Genomic DNA, 17,050 nt, shown 5'->3' with positions numbered 1-17,050 from the left:
ATGTCACCTCACGCTTGCCGGGAATGTTCAAGTTCGGCCACCGCTTCTTCTGAGAGCGGAACATAGCCAAGCGGTTTTAACGTCAGCCAGATGCGGGCGCTGTCTTCCAGTTCTTCAGCGTTAAACACCGCCTCACGCAGCGAGCGACCGCTTACTACCGGCCCGTGATTGGCCAGCAGCGCGGCCGTATGGTCTGCCGCGATTTCACTCAGTGCGCTGGCAATGCCTTCATGGCCAGGCTTGAAATAGGGCAGCAGCGGTAACTGCCCGACGCGCATCACATAGTACGGTGTTAACGGCGGCAGGCAGTTTTTCGGCGTGGTGCACGGCAGGCAGGAGAGCGCGGTCAGCCATGGAGAATGCAGGTGCACGACCGCGCCGCAGGACGGCCGATGTCGATACCACGCCAGATGCATGGGCACCTCTTTTGAGGGTTTGTCGCCGCTAAGATGAACGCCGTTGGCATCCAGCCGACTTAGCGTGGCAGGCTCAAGCTCGCCCAGACAAGAGTTGGTCGGGGTCACCAGATAGCCGCCATCCGGCATTTTGACGCTAAGATTGCCGGAACCGCCGCTGCTGTAACCGCGCATAAACAGGGAACGGCCATAGTGGACGAGTAGTTCGCGCAGTTGGTGTTCACTCACCGAATTCATAATGCGTACTCCTGGGCAGTAAAAAAGAAATCATCGTCACCAAAGTTGCCTGACTTCAGCGCCAGCGCCAGACCGGAGGAAAATACCCACGGTACGCCTGGCGCAATGGCTTTGCCGACGGACAGACGCTTCACCTGCAAGGCTTCCACAACGGTGCCGGAGGTTTCTCCGCCCGCGACGATAAAGGTGTTTACACCCGCAGTTCGTAGCTTTGAACTCAGCCGGGCAAAAGCGTGTTCGATTGCCTGGCTGGCGACCTGTTCGCCGTGCTCCTGTTGAATACGTTTGAGTACGTCTGGCGGCTGGGTGGCGTATATCAGTGGCGCTAATGGGTCGCTGATATGCGTCATCGCCCAGGCGCTCAGTTCATCGGTGTAGCGTTCGGCATCAGACAGGCAGCGGGACACATCAAGCAAACGAGACGCTGCCGCGGCCTTGTAGCGATTAACCTGACGATTGCTCATTGCCGAACAGCTACCGGAGAACACCACCGTTTTGGCAGGCAGTGGAAAAGAGTCCGGCGGCATGGATTGCTGGCCTCCGCTGCAGGCGGCCAGCGCGCCGCCGAGCCCGGAGCCCCCGGCTAACAGAGGGCTGGCATGGAGAGCTTGCGCCAGCGTGTTGAGATCTGCTTCATCCAGCGTATCGACGATAACGTGACGCGTACCTTCAGCCTGAAGTTGGGCCAGGGCGTAAGTGACCGCTTCCACACCTTGACGCAGGGTCGTGAGGTTGATGCAACCAACCGCGCCTGGCGTTTGCGCGCTCAGCAGGCGCGGCAGGCTGGCATCGTTCATTGGATTGAGCGGATGCTTTTCCATCCCGGATTCGTTAAGCAGTACACCGTGTACAAAAAGATGACCATGCACCACCGTGCGTCCGTTTTGCGGCAGAGCGGGGCAGTGGACGATCAGCGGAACCTGCAGGTCGTTCATCAATGCATCGCTGACCGGGCCAATATTGCCTGTTGGCGTGGAGTCAAACGTCGAACAATATTTAAAATAAATCTGGCGGACACCTGCATTTTGTTTCAGCCAGCGGGCACAGGACAGGGATTGGGCGACGGCCTGTTCTGCGGGTAATGAGCGGCTTTTCAGCGAGATGACGATAGCGTCAACCTCTTCATTCCAGCATTGCGCGGTATCGGGCATACCGGGCAGAAGCGCGACGCGCCACCCCTGCTGTGCCATAAAGCTTGCAATGTCCGTTGCGCCGGTAAAATCGTCGGCGATAACGCCTGTGGTGACGGCCATGGATCAACTCCGTTCAGATTGTTTGCTAATTGAACATATTATTCAGGAGGGCCTTTCACATTCACATGATGATTATCACAAATAAGCACATCATCGATTCAGATTAAAAACGGGTAATTTATTGAAAATAATGAAGTTAGGTGTTGAGTGTTGCGAAAAGAGTTTCACAAGAGAGTGTGAAGATTCGTTAATCTTTGAGAAAGCGAAGTTGCGGTGTGCTGCAGAGTATTATCGTGGTCGCTATAATTTTCTTGCCAATTGATCATAATCATCTGCACAAATGAGATTATTTTTTGCGGTGAGCATCATTCTTTCCTGAGGCTAATTTTTGCATATTAGCGGCCTTAATATTATTAATGCCGGAGGATAACGTGCCGCTGAAAATCCAGGATGACTATTTACACCGTTTTTTCTCTATCGCAGAACTCTTCTCCCGAGCCACTGGGTTAGCCACAGTCGTCGTTGATATTAACGGTATAGCGTTGTCTAAATGTCATAATTTTAATTCGTTTTGCACATTAATGCGTGCGGATGAGCGCTATCGAGCAGGTTGCCAAAAGTGCGACAAGTACTGTGCTTTTGAGGCATTAAAACAGCTTAAACCCAGAATACTCACCTGTCATGCAGGGCTAAGCCTGTTCTCGATGCCATTAATTCATGAGGGACACCTTTACGGTTTTATTATCTGCGGGCAGGTGCGGGTAAAATATCAGGAATATAAAACTATCGCTATTGATAACAAAAACTCATGGATTAATAACCCCGAAATTAAAGCAGAGTGGGGCCAGTCTGCGGTGGTGGATAATAATGTGCTGGTGGCGTCGGCAAATTTGTTAAGTTTTATTGTTGATAATTTTGAGAAAGAACAATTGATCTCTGAGAAGATTGTAGTTCCGGCAATCCGTTACGCTCATCATTATTTTACTGAGCCTTCACGTCACGAGAAAAAACTTATGGCGGCGCTGCGTTATATTGACGAGAATTTGTATGGTGAATTGTCTTTGGAATCTGTCGCGGCTCATGTGTGCTTAAGCGCGAACTATTTCAGCCGTTTTTTCAAGAAACGCCAGGGTGTTAATTTTAAAACCTGGGTGAGTCAGAAGAAAATGCAAAAAGCAGGGGAGTTATTACACGATCCGGATCATTCCATAGACAGTATTGCCAGGAAACTGCAATACGCGCAAACCAGTTACTTTTGCCGCGTTTTCCGGGCGGCGCATCAAACGTCGCCCCAGTCTTTTCGTCACGCCAGACTTTCGCAGTAAAGATTGTCTGGCAGCGTGATGGCTTCAGGTATAAAAGAGAGCCGATCGCTCAGGGTCACCACATCTCCGATTACAATCAACGCCGGTGGAACAATATTAGCTTCCTGCGCCTTGCTCAATAATGAACCGAGCGTGCAGGTCAGGCGGCGTTGATTTTCCCGGGTCGCAGACATAATTAGCGCGGCGGGCGTGTCTGCTGATTTTCCGCCCATCAACAGCTCTTCACAGATAAACGCCAGATTGGCGATACCCATGACGATGACCAACGTGCCGTTAAGTTTCGCCAGTTGACGCCAGTTCTGCTGCTGATTGCCTTCACGCGTGTGGCCTGTCACCACGTGAAAACCGGAGGCAAAATCGCGATGCGTCACCGGGATACCGGCATAGGTCAGGCCGCCAATCGTAGAACTAATACCCGGTACAACTTCAAAAGGGATGCCCATTTCAACCAGATCCTCCACTTCTTCAGCCCCACGGCCAAATACATACGGATCGCCACCTTTGAGGCGCACAATGTTGTGGTGTGTTTGGGCATACTGGACCAGCAGTGCGTTGATTTCATCCTGGGGAACGCAATGGAAGCCTGGATTTTTGCCGACATTGATAAGCAGGCAGTCAGGTAATGCCCATTCCAAAATTTTAGGATTGACCAGCCGATCGTAAATAATGACGTCGGCCTGTTTAATGCACATCATTGCTTTGAGGGTCAGTAATGAAATATCACCAGGACCTGCTCCAACGAGCCAGACCTTTCCGAAAGTTTTCACAATGTGTCCTTTATCACGTCTGTCAAAAAATGGCACAAACGACATCAATAAATGATTAAAAGCAGTCGTTTGCCCGTAAGTTATAACGTGAAATTATCCAGGATTAGCGCATGGATAATATTGATTAATCTCGCAAAGTTTTTTCTGCAATAAACAAGAAGACTTGAAAAATTATTAAGAACTTATTGGCACTATTTACTTAGGTTTAACCTTATTTAAATTGTGTTTATTGTTGTGCTTGAGTATTATTGGTTAATATTTATCCGCCATCAGTGTGAGCAAATCATGGATTGGATCAATGACATCAATGGAGAAAATAAAATATAACTCTCGGTGCTTATCTGGGTGCCTTGAATTATTTTTTATAAATTAAACTATTTTTGTACGCTGCATATGGAAGAGGTTATGAGAGGAAAAATACCCAAGACGGAGTTGCTGGTAACTTTTGAAGTGGTTGCGCGTCACGAAAGTTATACCCGGGCAGCTGAAGAGTTGGCGTTAACACAAAGTGCTGTTTTCCGCCAGGTGAATGCACTGGAGGATTTTCTTAATACCGCGCTATTTAATCATGCCAAAAAACGTATTTTTTTAAATGCGGCCGGCAAACACTATTTAAGTATCGTTAAAGAAACGTTAAATAAACTCGAGCGCGATACGACCACAATAATGACCTGGCAACCGACCGTACAGGTTATTGAGCTGGCGGTAAATCCGACGTTCAGTACGCATTGGTTGATCCCCAACCTGCGCGAGTTTAACAAACTCAATCCTGATATTATTGTGAACATCCATTCGCTGGCGAATATCGGTGATTTTCTTAATCGTGAGTATGATGCGGCAATTATGCGCGAAGATTTCTACTCACCGTGGTCAGAGGTTGAGTACCTGTTTGAAGAGGAAATTCTGCCAGTTTGCAGCCGCTGTCTGCTGGCCGAACCGGAACGGAAACTGTCAGTCCACGAACTGCTGAACGAATACCCGCTGTTGCACCAGAGTACGCGAATCAAAGGCTGGCAGGAATGGTTTGCGCTGTCCAACGTCAGCAGTCCGCTGGTAAATAAAGGCCCGAGATTTGATCTGTTGTCGATGTTGATTGCGGCGGTTCGTTCTAATCTGGGGGTTGCGCTGCTTCCTCGTTTTGCCATTCAGCACGATCTGGACAATGGAGATATGGTCATTCCTTGCGATGTTCCGATGCGCACCGGGAACCGTTTCATTATGACGTGGCGTGAAGAGAAATCGGAGTCTGCACATTTACAGACATTTCGTAACTGGTTGCTCAGTAAGTCCGTGGTGTCGGCTACCTGACGGTGGTTTGCGCTTTATCAGGCCTACAACGATTGGTAGGCCGGATAAGACGCGTTAGCATCGTTATCCGGCAAAAGAACGGCTACCAGTCGATTCCAATCTGTGCCTGAATCCCGCGGTCAAACGCGTGCTTGACCGGGCGAATTTCACTGACCGTATCGGCCAGTTCCAGTAACAGCGCATGGCATCCGCGCCCGGTAACGATGACGCTTTGCTCCGCAGGGCGATTTTCGATGGCGCTGATAACCTCCTGGGTGTCCAGATAGTGGTAAGCCAGCATGTAGGTGAGCTCATCCAACACCACCAGATCGTACTGCGGATCAGCCAGCATGCGCTTACTTTCCTGCCAGACTACCGTTGCCGCCTCGATATCCGCTTGCCGATTTTGGGTTTCCCAGGTAAATCCGGTGCCCATAATATGAAATTCGACACCGAGCGGTTGCAGCGTGTTGTACTCGCCATTATCCCACTGGCCTTTAATAAACTGCGCGATGCCAACGGTTTTTCCGTGACCAACCGCGCGCGTTGCCGTACCAAAGGCTGCGGTGGATTTTCCTTTACCGTTGCCGGTGAAGACAATCAGGATCCCTTTCTTCTCCGTTGCCGCCGCCACGCGGGTATCAACCTGTTCTTTCAGTTTCTGCTGACGCTGGCGGTGTCTGTCATTATTGGCTCGCGCTTCCATGGTGACTCCTTAATGTCCTGCCGGACAGGTTGCGCAGCGATGCTGCTGCTCAAACTGGCTAAAGAAGTTATTGCCTTTGTCATCCACTAATACGAAGGCCGGCATATTTTTAACTTCCATCATCCACACCGCTTCCATTCCGAGCTCGGGATATTCAAGGCAGTGCAGGCTCTTCACGTACTGCTGCGCCAACAAGGCTGCGGCGCCGCCAATGCTGCCAAGGTTAAAACCACCATGTTTGCGACACGCATCCGTGACTTGCGCGCTGCGGTTGCCTTTCGACAACATGATCAGACTGCCGCCCGCGGCCTGGAAAGCATCGACGTAACCGTCCATGCGCCCGCCGGTTGTAGGACCGAGCGAACCGCAGGCCAGATTACTGGGGGTTTTAGCCGGGCCCGCGTAATAGACGATATGGTTTTTCATGTAATCTGGCATCGGTTCGCCGTTATCCAGGCGCTCTTTGATTTTGGCATGCGCGATATCGCGAGCCACAACAATCGGGCCGTTTAACGATAAACGCGTCCCAATTGGCAGAGTGGTGAGATCCTGCAGGATCTCGCGCAACGGACGATTCAGATCCAGTTGTACGGTCTGGGCGCCATTTTCTACCCGCTGTGAATCGGGAATAAATTTGCCCGGATTATGCTCGAGTTTTTCCAGCCAGATTCCGTGTTTGTTGATTTTGGCCTTAATGTTGCGATCGGCTGAGCAGGAGAGAGCCATGGCGATAGGGCAGGAGCCGCCGTGGCGTGGCAGGCGGATCACCCGGATATCGTGGGCAAAGTATTTGCCGCCAAACTGCGCGCCGATGCCAAACTCGCGGCTGGCGTTAAGCAGCTCGGCTTCCAGCGCCGTATCGCGGAATGCCTGACCCAGTTCGTTCCCGCTGGTGGGCAGGTTATCGTAATATTTAGTTGAAGCCAGTTTAGCAACTTTCAGCGTCTGGTCGGCGGACAAGCCTCCAACGACGAAAGCGATGTGATACGGCGGGCAGGCGGCTGTACCCAGTGATTTCATTTTTTCGATCAGAAACGCGGTGAGCTTTTCCGGCTGCAGAATAGATTTGGTTTCCTGGAACAGCGCCGCTTTGTTAGCAGAGCCGCCGCCTTTGTTGACAAACAGGAAACGGTATTCGTTACCCGGCGTGGCGCTGATGTCGATTTGCGCCGGCAGGTTAGTCTGGGTATTGACCTCGGTATACATGTCCAGCGGGGCATTTTGCGAGTAACGCAGGTTGTTTTCGGTGAAGGTGGTGTACACGCCTTTGCTTAATGCTTCTGCATCATCGCCGCCGGTCCAGACATGCTGTCCTTTGCAGGCCACAATGGTTGCCGTCCCGGTATCCTGGCAGTTGGGCAGGACGCCTTTGGCCGAAACCTCAGCATTGCGCAGCAGTTGCAATGCGACGTACTTATCGTTACTGCTGGCCTGCGGATCGTGCAGAATGCTGGCTATCTGTTTTAAATGTCCGGCGCGCAGGAAAAATGAAGCCTCATAAAATGCCTGCTGGGCTAATAAGGTTAGCGCTTCTGGCGCAACCTTAATCACTTCCTCTCCGTCTAACTCCGTTACCGCAACGTGCTGGTTACTCAGTAATTCATATTCGGTATTATCTTTACTCTGAACAAAGAGTTCCTGCCAGACAAATGGTTTAGACATGTTTACATCTCACCTTTTAGTTAATATGTCGGATGGCGCTCACGCCATCCGTAATTGCTTAATGCGCTAAAAAGACATTGGCTTTTGTCGCTTCGGCGACATATTCGATCGTTTTCTGGGCGCGAACGCTGTTACCGGCTTCATCCAGCGGCGGAGAATAGACGGCAATTGCATATTTGCCCGGGACAACGGCGACCATGCCGCCGCCGACGCCGCTTTTTGCTGGGATGCCCACGGTGTAGAGCCATTTACCGCTGCCGTCGTATAGTCCGGCAATCGCCATTTCTGCCAGCACCTGCGGAACATATTTTTCATTCAGCAACTGCTTGCCGTTGAATGGAGATTTGCCTTTGTTCGCCAGTACCGCCCCCATTTTGGCCAGTTGCTCAACGGTGATATCCACCGAGCACTGACGGGTATAAATTTCGACGGCTTCGTCGGTATTGCCATAGAAGCTGTTATAGGATTCCATCAGCTTCGCCAGCGCCTGATTGTGCTGGTTGGTTTCCATCTCGGATTTAAATACCGGCTCATTAACCGTAAGCGTGGCGTCGGCCCAGACGTTCAGGTTGTCGAGGATTTTGTTCCAGCGATCGGTTTTGTCTTTGGCTTCAATCAGGCTAACGGTGCTCATCGCCCCGGCGTTTACCAGCGGGTTCTCAGGCGCGCCTTTGGTCAGCTCAACCGCTAAACCGGAGTTGAAGGGCATGCCAGTGGCATTGGCCCCGAGTTTGTCCAGCACCACCTGAGGGCCGTGCTGTTCCATGGCGAGCGCCATGGTGAAGACTTTGCTCAGGGATTCCATGGGGAAGGGTTTGTTAACATCGCCAACCTGGTAGATCTTGCCGTCCACCGTGGCAATGGTGATGGCAAAGTTATTCGGGCTGTAGGTCGCCAGGGCAGGGATGTAGTCGGCGACTTTTCCATCGTGGTTACTTTTATATTTTTGATGTGCCTGGTCGATAAGCTTTGCGTAATCCGGCGTGGTTTGCGCGAGAGTCGTTGCGCTAAACAAAACGCTGAAGGAAAAAATACTCACGCCGAGAAGAGTTTTAGTCATGGTGCAATCCTGTTGGTGTGCTCATCATGGTGCCGGATGGCGGCTTACCGCCTTATCCGGCCAACGGATAGTTAAACGTTATGCAGGCCGGATAAGCGCAAGCGTCATCCGGCAATAACGTCGTATCAGGACAACGCGACTTCTGTTTCGGTAACCGGACGTTCTTGTTCCGGGGTCTTCACTGGTGCAGTGCCACGACAACCCTGGCCGAAGTGTTCACCTTCCCAGCGACCTACAATGGCAGCACCCATTGCGTTACTCATGACGTTGGTAGCAGAACGACCCATATCGAGGAACGGATCGACGCCCATCAACAGGATCAGACCGGCTTCAGGAATGTTGAACTGGTTCAGGGTTGCGGCGATAACCACCATTGATGCACGCGGTACGCCCGCCATCCCTTTAGAGGTCAGCATCAGGATTAACAGCATGGTAATTTGCTCGCCCATGCTCAGCTCAATGTTGCACGCCTGAGCAATAAAGACGGTGGCAAATGAGCAGTACGCCATGGAGCCGACCAGGTTAAAGGAGTAACCGATAGGCAGAACGAAGCTGGCGATTTTTGAAGAAACGCCGAATTTTTCCAGCTTGTCCAGGGTGCCAGGGAAGGCGGCTTCTGAGCTGGAGGTAGTAAAGGCCAGCAGTGCAGGCTCGAGGATTGATTTGGTCAAACGCGCGATGCAAGGCCCGACTATCATGGTTGACAGGCCAATCAGGATTGCCCACAGCATACCCAGGGTCAGATAGAATTCACCCATGAAGATCCCGGCGCTGACCATTACACCCAGACCACGTTCGGCAATCAGACCAGAAATAGCGGCAAAAACGGTCAATGGTGCAAACAGCATGACGTAGCCCGTCAGCTTCAGCATCACGTGTACCAGTGAATCCAGAACCTTCACGATAGGCTCGGCTTTTTCACCAATCGCGGCCAGGCTGCAACCGAGGAAAATTGAGAACACCACGATCTGCAGAATTTCGTTACGCGCCATCGCATCGACAATACTGGTCGGTACCGCGTGCGAGATAAACACTTTCAGCGTGAATGGCTCTGACTTAACGGCGGCAACAGCCCCGACGTCATGTGGCACGAAGTTGATCCCCGCGCCTGGCTGGAAGATGTTAACGATAACCAGACCCAGTGCAATTGACACCAGAGAGGCGCAAATAAACAGGAAGAAGGTTTTCGAAAATATACGTCCCAGCGTTTTGGCATCGCCCATTTTGGCAATACCAACAACCAGAGTTGAAATAACCAATGGCGCGATAATCATTTTTACCATGCGTAAGAATATGGTGGTAAAAATAGAAATATCTGCTGCATAGGATTTTGCGGTTTCAGCCGCGGCCATATTATTTATGGCCACCCCGGCAATCATGCCGAGTATCAGGCCTAATATGATCATCTTCGTTAAACTTATTTTCTTCATGTGTACTCCATCGGATAAAGGCTGGTAATTGGAATTGTGTAGGGTGGCGTGCGCCTGAGCCTGGACAGCAGCTCAGACGCACGCCTGTTGTGACCAACCGCATGAATAATTCGAAGCACTGTGATACCGCTGAATTCTGTGCTCCAATGGTTGTTATTGTGTTTTTTGTTACAAGTCGAACTCAATACTTAATAATGGAGCGTGTTGCTGAGCACCATAAACATCATTATCACCGACGTTGCCGGAAATAATATCGCGCGGCATGACGATTTTTACGGCATTCGCCGGATCGAACCACACGATATTGTGAATGAAGTCAGGTTCAACATTATATAAACTGGCAATGAGCTGCGGTGTTAATTGCTCGCAGGCTTTTACCCGCTGATAGTCTTCCCTGGTTTTAAATAAAATATCTAAAACCAGTTCGTACGGTCCGGCGTTTTTGGAGCGAATAACCTGCGCCAGTGAACAAATTGAGTGTTTCATGCCTGAACTCCTTCTGGCGTCACCTGTTCAATGTGGAAATCAAATCGCAGCGCATCGCTCGCTTCAATCAGGTGATAGATCGAGAACTCATACACCGGTCCACTTTGAATATCAGATGGCGAGAACGGGAAGGCGAGGTTGCCCGCAGTCGCAATGCGATTTTCATAGCCGTAGTGCAGCAGGGTAGAGCGTACCAGCGAGCAAACGCTGTTGGCGATATCCTGCGTCGGCGCAACGACATCCAGTAAAATCCCCAGCTCATGACCGGCAGTTTTCATCGGTTCATGGTTGCCCATCACACCGTTCTTACCATACAGGTGGAACGTCATGCGGATACTGTCGTCATTCAGTGAGAGGTTACGCGCCACGCTTGCCTGTACCTCTTCGAGAATGGTGTCAATCCCGGCAATCATAATTGGGTCGCGCGTTCCGGCGATGGTCAGGCAACGGAAGCCAACCTGACGCGCGCCTTCCAGTTTCAACGCATACGGTGTTTCTTCATGACGTGAACCACTGACATACACTTCGCCCTCGTTAACCTGGGTAAAGGTGCACGCTTTCAGGTTCAGCACGCCGCCTGGTCCTGGCAGGAAGTACGGATCGGACTTCTCATACAGGGTGTGCGCCGCAGCGGAAGTTTCAGTGAACTTACGCTTGGGATTGAACGCCTTCAGCGTAAAGCCGTTGTCATCAATGATCCCCATCGCACAATCTGAGCCGGAGCCAGGGGTGGCGGCAATGGCAGCACACTCAAGGATCTTCCCGCAATGGAGTGCCAGACCTTCATCAAAGCCCTGCATTATTGGCAGCGCGGCGAAGCAGGCCGGATCGTAGGCACGTCCGCCCAGAACCACCTGCGCGCCAGCTTCGAGCGCACGCTGAAAAGGCTCGACGCCCATCTGCGCGACAATGTAGGTGCTCTCTTCAATTGCATCGTGAGTCAGTTCAGGCACAAAATCGAGCGCGGTGATTTTGCCGTTATCCAGCGCCTGATGAACGATTTCTTTGTCGACATCAGACGGGATTAACGCCATTGAGAAGGACAGTTTTTCTTCCTGTGCGATCTCATGGATTATCTGGCGACACCACTCCAGATGCGGAGCTGCGCCAGAACCACCGGCCGTGCCGATCACTACCGGGATGTTGTTCTTCACGCCTGCCACGATCATATAGCGCAGATCGCGTTTCACACCGGCCCGGTCGGTAAAGGGTTTACCCGCCCCCAGATAGTGGGGGCCTGGATCGGAGGAACCTGCGTCAACAGCAATAAGATCCGGTGACTCTTCCATGGCTTTACGAAAACTTTCTTCCGGGAAGCCATAACCCAGGATAGCCGTAGGCGATAAGATCTTAAATGTGCGTGCCATCTCTTAATCCTTAGTTTGCAACAGCGCGATGGTGCGGTTCATTTCGTTAAACACGATGTTGAGACCTTCATCGAAACCCATACCCGGCTTGATCAGCATGCGCATTGGACGCGCAGCCAGCGCGACGTGTACGCAGGTACGCGCACTGATTTCCGTTTCGTTACAGGTACCGCCCTGATAGGCTTCCATTCCGTGTTTGTTGCAATACAGCACCGCATCGACGATGTTGTGAATACCGCCCAGATCCGGGGTCTTGATCTGCACCATGTGGCAACTGCCCGCGTCGGTGAAGTCCACGATATCCTGATAGGTGTTACACCATTCATCCGCAACAATTTTCACGCCGGAGCCCAGACGGGTAAGCTCCTGAGTGATCTCGGTGAGCATGCGGATCTGATCCGGCTTGTTACCGGCATCTACCGGGCCTTCAATGTACAGCGGCAGGCCTTGAGCTTCGGCTTCCAGGCTGGCGATGTATTCGGCGCAACGCACCGGATCCATATCGAAGATCAGACCGATGGTGCCGTAGACATCAATATGCAGCGTCGGGTGATAGGTTTCGTTGGTGCGCAGGCTCAGGATGCGGTTTGATAACCAGCGGACGTACTCACGCAGTTTTTCGCCTTTGAAGCCCAGCTTCTCTTCTACGTTATTGATCAGCGCATGCGGCAGGACGTCCACACCTTTGAGGATCATCTTGTCGACGGCGATATAACGGTCGTCGCCGCTCTGGCCAAATAATGGAATGGCTTCCGGGACGCACGGCAGTTGCCATTCATCACAAACCACTTCTGCTTTCAGACGACCGGTAGCCAGTGCCGCCGCGTCGAGCAGCGCCTGAGACAGACCATAACGTACGGCGGTATGCAGCAGATGGCCGTCAATACGCAGTTCGTCAAAGAAACGGGCGTTGGTCAGGAACGAATCAACGTCGCGGCCTTCCAGCAGCGGTTTGATGTGATCGTTAAGGAACGGAATGAAGTTTTCAGCCAGGAACAGCGGATCGCGTCCACCTGCACCTGAATATTGCACCGCTGCACAATCGCCCACTGCTACTGCGCCGTTTTCCAGAATCAGCTGTACGGATACGCATTCACCCGCCTGACGAACAGACGTAAATCCAGGCGTTACCGGAGCGCCGGTATAGATAAACCCGTCATGACCGGCGCCGTTTTTGATGGCCTGCTGATCGTCAAAATAAAATGAGGAGTAGCCAGCTGTGAAAAGGGCCTGTTTAATTTTCATTATGGTCTTCCTATTAATTTACTGTGGGATACGGCGTTGATGTCATCAATGACCATCTGGAAAGAAGGCTTGCGGCCTTCGAAATGCGCGCGCTCTGCGACGTAGTCGTGGTGCAGGGCGAGAATGTCTTTCGGCAGCGGAACGGAGCCAGCTTCGAGAATACGGATGGCGCCTGTGTTATCGCGAACAGGCAGGATCTTACCGGCGTTACAGGCGGCAGGCGCGAAAGGTACATCCAGTACGCCTGCTTCAAAGGCCAGCACCGTACCGCGCGCAATGTCGCCATTGCCCAGTTCGAAGACTTTCTTCAGCACCGCGCGGACTTCGCTCTTAATCAGATCAACTTCCTGCTCCACGGCAGCGCACTGCGGGAATTTCTGGTCGCTGACCATGTTGAGCATCTGGCGCGAAGCTTTCAGACCCTGGGCGTTCGCTGCCGCCGTTGGGATACCGAACGCTTCGTGCGGGCTTTTGGTGATCACTTTGGTGGCACCTGACATACCGGCAACCGCTGCGCCCCAGGCGATAACGGAGAAGGCTTTTGCTTCATCTTCCGGGAATCCGCCCATCCACTGGTGGAAAACGGTACTCAGTTCGTAATCGTCGAAGCCGTGGTTATGGAAATATTCGTGGGAAAGTTCGCGCAGCGCCTGAATCGCTGCAATATCCTGCGTTAGGCTACCGACCTGGCCGTAGCCAACGGTAATTGACTTCACGCCTTGTTCCAGAGCCAAAAGACCTTCGATAATCGCCACCGAGTGGGACATAAACGGCGGGATCAGGGTGCCGGTCAGTGGGCCAAATGGTTCACGGTTGATACGAATACCGTTCTCTTCGTACAGGCCCATCAGGCGGTCACAGTACTGCCAGTCGCGGATGGATTTTTCCAGAGTGACACGTTTAGCGTAAGGAATGTTGTAGGAGATGCCGCCGCCTTCGTAGCTGGTAAAGCCACTGGCCATGGCGATTTCTGCCAGCAGGCGCGCATCCGGCGTGCCGTGACGAACCTGGATCGGTTTTTCCAGCGCTTCAGTCATACGACGGCAGGCAGCAACCCCGTGATTGACGACCGGTAAACCATTCAGCTTGGAAGTACCTGCTTCGATAGATTTCTGGATCCCGACAGCGGCTTCTTCATAGCGGTTCAGACGGGTATAGGCATCGATCGTACTCGGCAGGAGGTCGCACTCTTCCTGCAATGTTTTGAGCAGCGCAATATGCTCATCCATTAATGCTACGCCTGCGCGCGGCTGGCTCAGGGTTTTCCCTTCCTGATCGGCCTTCAGCAGAGCAAGGGAGAAGCGCTTTTTATCCGGAATTGATTGCTGGTACTTCACGCCATCTTCGAAGTTCTCAACGTCTTTGCCGGTTTCCCAGGTTTGTAATACCTGATGCCTTTCGGTCATGAATTCGTCATGGGTCAATTTTTTATTTCGAAGTTCCATTCGTAGCTGCCTTAAGTTTTATAGGGTTAAACACTGAATGCTGGTGCGAGCAGCGGCTTGCGGGTACAGCCTGGCGACGTTTGCCAGTAGCGGGAGCAGGCCATTTGAATCGCGGTAATACTCAAACTGATTCGGTAACAAAATTCTTTTACCCTGGTCGTCCAGCTCCCGGTATTTGAGCCAGTTATGGATATCGAACTGGCTGGCGCGAGAGAGCCATCCCCCTGAACCGACGACTTTGCGTACGGTGGTGAGATCGCGACCCATCTGTAAATCCACGTTACCCACGCAGGTGCAAACCTGCTTTTTAGTGCCCGCGTGGCGCTCAGCGGCATAGCCCACGCACAAACCTGCCAGCAGGGTGTCGAAATATTTCTCCTCCTCGCTGAGCGGCAGGTAATCCGGTTGCCCAACCAGATGACGCAGGTAGCGGTAAAATGCTTCCTCGCGCTGCGGTTGTTGGGCGAAGATGACTTTCACCATATCCTGCGTGCTTTCTCCCACCACGACGGCGGAAACGCGCATTCCCAGGTCGCCTTCAACGGTACGTTTGACGAACGGTTCAGGAACACCATGCAGGACGGTATCGGGGGAGAGGGTATTCGCGCTGGCCGAATAGACATCCGTGGTGGCTCCGCCCATATCAATCAGCATGAATTCCTTCCATGCGCTGTCGTAATCGCTAATGGCTTTGACTAACTCATATACCGTCCATGGCGTCGGCATTGGCTCTTCGCCGGTTTCGCCGACGATGACGTCCAGACCTTTACCTTTGACAATGCGTGACAAGAACACATCGCAAATCGCCTGGCGCGCGGCAAACGGATTCGGGTGATCGAGGTCAGGCAGAATGTTGTCTACCGTGGTCAGATCTTTATGTCCCAGAATCGTTTGTATTTCGTCCTGAATGTCCCGATTTCCAGCGTAGATAATGGCGCAATCAAGCGTTGAGCCTGCCAGCGCATGCGCATTCGCCAGGCCGTAGCTTTCTTCGCCACCGTCTGTACCACCGGTAAACAACAGAATGTCTGGCGGTGATGATTCCAGCTCCTGGATGTCATGCCGGTTCAGTTTGTACGAATAATATTGCGCGATTTTCGCTCCTGCCGAATGGGCGGTAACTTTTGCTGATTCCAGCGTAATGGAAGGCACCAGCCCCATTGCTGCAACGGCGAGTCCACCCTTGGCCGACGAGGAGTATTTCAACTGCACTTCACCACTTTTCAGTAACGGGCGAGCATCGGCAACGTTCAGCACCTGATTCAGGCTGGCAAAAAAACCGTCTGCCAGATGATGTGTGGTGGTTGGGGTCAGGACATGGTTTACCAGGGTTAATTCCTCGCCTTCATGGGCGAAGAGGGCAGCCTTGGTCCATGTCGAGCCGATATCGACAGAAACTGTTTGCATCAGATAGCCTCTTCCAGGCAACGCTGCTCGAGGCCATTGTGTTGGCGAATATCATTGGTGATAAGCGCGCAGACATCTTCCAGGTCGTGGCTCGGTGCGAAGACGCGGTTAAAACCCATCTCCTTAAACTTCACTTCCACATCGCCGAAGTCATGTTTACCGACAACCAGGTTGCCACCGACGTACAGCAGAATGTCGCCGAGGCCGCGTTCGATGCAGCGCTCACGTAACCCGAGGCAGTCAATGTCGCCATGACCGTAGATAGAGGACACCACGATGGCATCGGCGCCTGTTTCAATCGCGGCATCAATATATTCATCCTGGCTCACCATCACCCCGAGGTTGATTACGTGAAAATCATGAGCAGTAAAAATGCGATCCAGAACTTTATTACCTACTGCATGGCAGTCAGCACCGATGACGCCAATAACAAGTGTAGATTTCTTCATGGGTAATCCTCTGTAGGGCTGATGGTCAATAAGTGAAAATTATTTTCTAATATTTAGAACATGGCTTGTGACAACCTCTTAATAGGGTCGGAGTTTCTGTGTAAGCGGAAAAGGAAGCAATTGATCTATTTTCAAAATATCCTGCGCAAAATGATTGTTATATTTTTTATTTGTAAAAACCCTTGTTTATCAGGTTGTTGGGTTTTGTTTTTGCGGCTTTTTTTAATTTACCAGGAAAATGACGAATAAATGACTTGCCATGTTTGTGATCGAAATCTTATTTTGTTGTGCGCCTCATTTATGCGTCATTTTTAATAATTTAAAAAATTATCTTTACTAAATAACTTGTGAACGGGATAACGGTTTTTTATTGTTTAATCTTATATGACATAATTATATTTTGTTAAATTTAAGATAAAAATGATAATGAATTGTTTGTGGCATATTTAAACGTTGCCACATAAGAGAAAAAGAGAAGTGAGTGATAACTTTCAGTGATGCTTTAAGCGAAACGCCTGCGCTGTGCTGAGGAACGTCAAACCCAATGCGTCTGTCAATGAGGGACGCT

Annotated in this window: 14 protein-coding genes and 1 pseudogene; 2 read left to right on the top strand and 13 right to left on the bottom strand. The window is 51.5% G+C overall.

Annotation, left to right across the window (positions count from 1 at the left end):
* Positions 1–8 precede the first annotated feature (8 nt).
* Positions 9–653, bottom strand: a complete 645-nt coding sequence (gene otnC / locus OGW44_RS17145) for a 3-oxo-tetronate 4-phosphate decarboxylase (RefSeq protein WP_185654295.1) — start codon at positions 651–653, stop codon at positions 9–11.
* Positions 650–1,906: a 3-oxo-tetronate kinase gene (gene otnK / locus OGW44_RS17140; protein ID WP_131405734.1), complete on the bottom strand. Its 1,257-nt coding sequence runs from the start codon at positions 1,904–1,906 to the stop codon at positions 650–652. The genes otnC and otnK overlap by 4 nt, the downstream gene beginning before the upstream one ends.
* A 371-nt stretch (positions 1,907–2,277) precedes the next feature.
* On the opposite strand from otnK, the gene OGW44_RS17135 reads away from it, so the two are divergent.
* Positions 2,278–3,171, top strand: coding sequence for a PocR ligand-binding domain-containing protein (locus tag OGW44_RS17135; protein ID WP_185654296.1), 894 nt, complete (start codon positions 2,278–2,280; stop codon positions 3,169–3,171).
* Here the strand turns inward: OGW44_RS17135 and cobA are convergent.
* Positions 3,150–3,938: a uroporphyrinogen-III C-methyltransferase gene (gene cobA, locus OGW44_RS17130; RefSeq protein ID WP_185654297.1), complete on the bottom strand. Its 789-nt coding sequence runs from the start codon at positions 3,936–3,938 to the stop codon at positions 3,150–3,152. The genes OGW44_RS17135 and cobA overlap by 22 nt on opposite strands.
* A 405-nt stretch (positions 3,939–4,343) precedes the next feature.
* On the opposite strand from cobA, the gene OGW44_RS17125 reads away from it, so the two are divergent.
* A complete protein-coding gene (locus OGW44_RS17125) occupies positions 4,344–5,246 on the top strand; it encodes a LysR substrate-binding domain-containing protein (RefSeq protein ID WP_016152298.1) in 903 nt (300 codons plus the stop codon).
* Between the two features lie 82 nt (positions 5,247–5,328).
* Here OGW44_RS17125 and cobO read toward each other — a convergent pair whose 3' ends face one another.
* The 10 genes and pseudogenes from cobO to glmS all read right to left on the bottom strand — a co-directional run bounded on the left by cobO (position 5,329) and on the right by glmS (position 16,482).
* Positions 5,329–5,931 carry a cob(I)yrinic acid a,c-diamide adenosyltransferase gene (cobO, locus tag OGW44_RS17120; protein ID WP_016156012.1) on the bottom strand — a complete coding sequence of 201 codons (603 nt, stop codon included), beginning with the start codon at positions 5,929–5,931 and terminating at the stop codon, positions 5,329–5,331.
* 9 nt (positions 5,932–5,940) lie between these two features.
* Entirely contained in the window at positions 5,941–7,593 is a 1,653-nt protein-coding gene (locus OGW44_RS17115) for a class I fumarate hydratase (protein WP_016152300.1), read from the bottom strand.
* A gap of 58 nt (positions 7,594–7,651) precedes the next feature.
* Positions 7,652–8,653, bottom strand: coding sequence for a glutaminase A (gene glsA / locus OGW44_RS17110; RefSeq protein WP_047359470.1), 1,002 nt, complete (start codon positions 8,651–8,653; stop codon positions 7,652–7,654).
* Between the two features lie 148 nt (positions 8,654–8,801).
* Positions 8,802–10,083, bottom strand: a pseudogene (locus tag OGW44_RS17105) (dicarboxylate/amino acid:cation symporter); the annotation flags it as partial.
* Between the two features lie 168 nt (positions 10,084–10,251).
* On the bottom strand, positions 10,252–10,569 hold the full coding sequence (locus OGW44_RS17100) for a DUF4387 domain-containing protein (protein WP_016152303.1): 318 nt from the start codon (positions 10,567–10,569) through the stop codon (positions 10,252–10,254).
* A complete protein-coding gene (locus OGW44_RS17095) occupies positions 10,566–11,936 on the bottom strand; it encodes an acyclic terpene utilization AtuA family protein (protein WP_016156013.1) in 1,371 nt (456 codons plus the stop codon). The genes OGW44_RS17100 and OGW44_RS17095 overlap by 4 nt, the downstream gene beginning before the upstream one ends.
* Positions 11,937–11,939: 3 nt before the next feature.
* Positions 11,940–13,181 carry a methylaspartate ammonia-lyase gene (locus OGW44_RS17090; RefSeq protein ID WP_016152305.1) on the bottom strand — a complete coding sequence of 414 codons (1,242 nt, stop codon included), beginning with the start codon at positions 13,179–13,181 and terminating at the stop codon, positions 11,940–11,942.
* Entirely contained in the window at positions 13,181–14,626 is a 1,446-nt protein-coding gene (locus OGW44_RS17085; protein ID WP_016152306.1) for a methylaspartate mutase subunit E, read from the bottom strand. The genes OGW44_RS17090 and OGW44_RS17085 overlap by 1 nt, the downstream gene beginning before the upstream one ends.
* 18 nt (positions 14,627–14,644) lie before the next feature.
* Complete coding sequence (gene glmL / locus OGW44_RS17080) at positions 14,645–16,033, bottom strand: methylaspartate mutase accessory protein GlmL (RefSeq protein ID WP_016156015.1); 1,389 nt, start codon at positions 16,031–16,033, stop codon at positions 14,645–14,647.
* Positions 16,033–16,482 (bottom strand): methylaspartate mutase subunit S, encoded by a 450-nt coding sequence (glmS, locus tag OGW44_RS17075; protein ID WP_185654298.1) that lies wholly within the window; start codon positions 16,480–16,482, stop codon positions 16,033–16,035. The genes glmL and glmS overlap by 1 nt, the downstream gene beginning before the upstream one ends.
* Positions 16,483–17,050: the final 568 nt, after the last annotated feature.

The sequence above is a fragment of the Citrobacter sp. Cb023 genome, assembly GCF_030336805.1.
Lineage (GTDB): Bacteria > Pseudomonadota > Gammaproteobacteria > Enterobacterales > Enterobacteriaceae > Citrobacter > Citrobacter braakii.
This window is presented reverse-complemented; position numbering and strand designations above follow the sequence as displayed.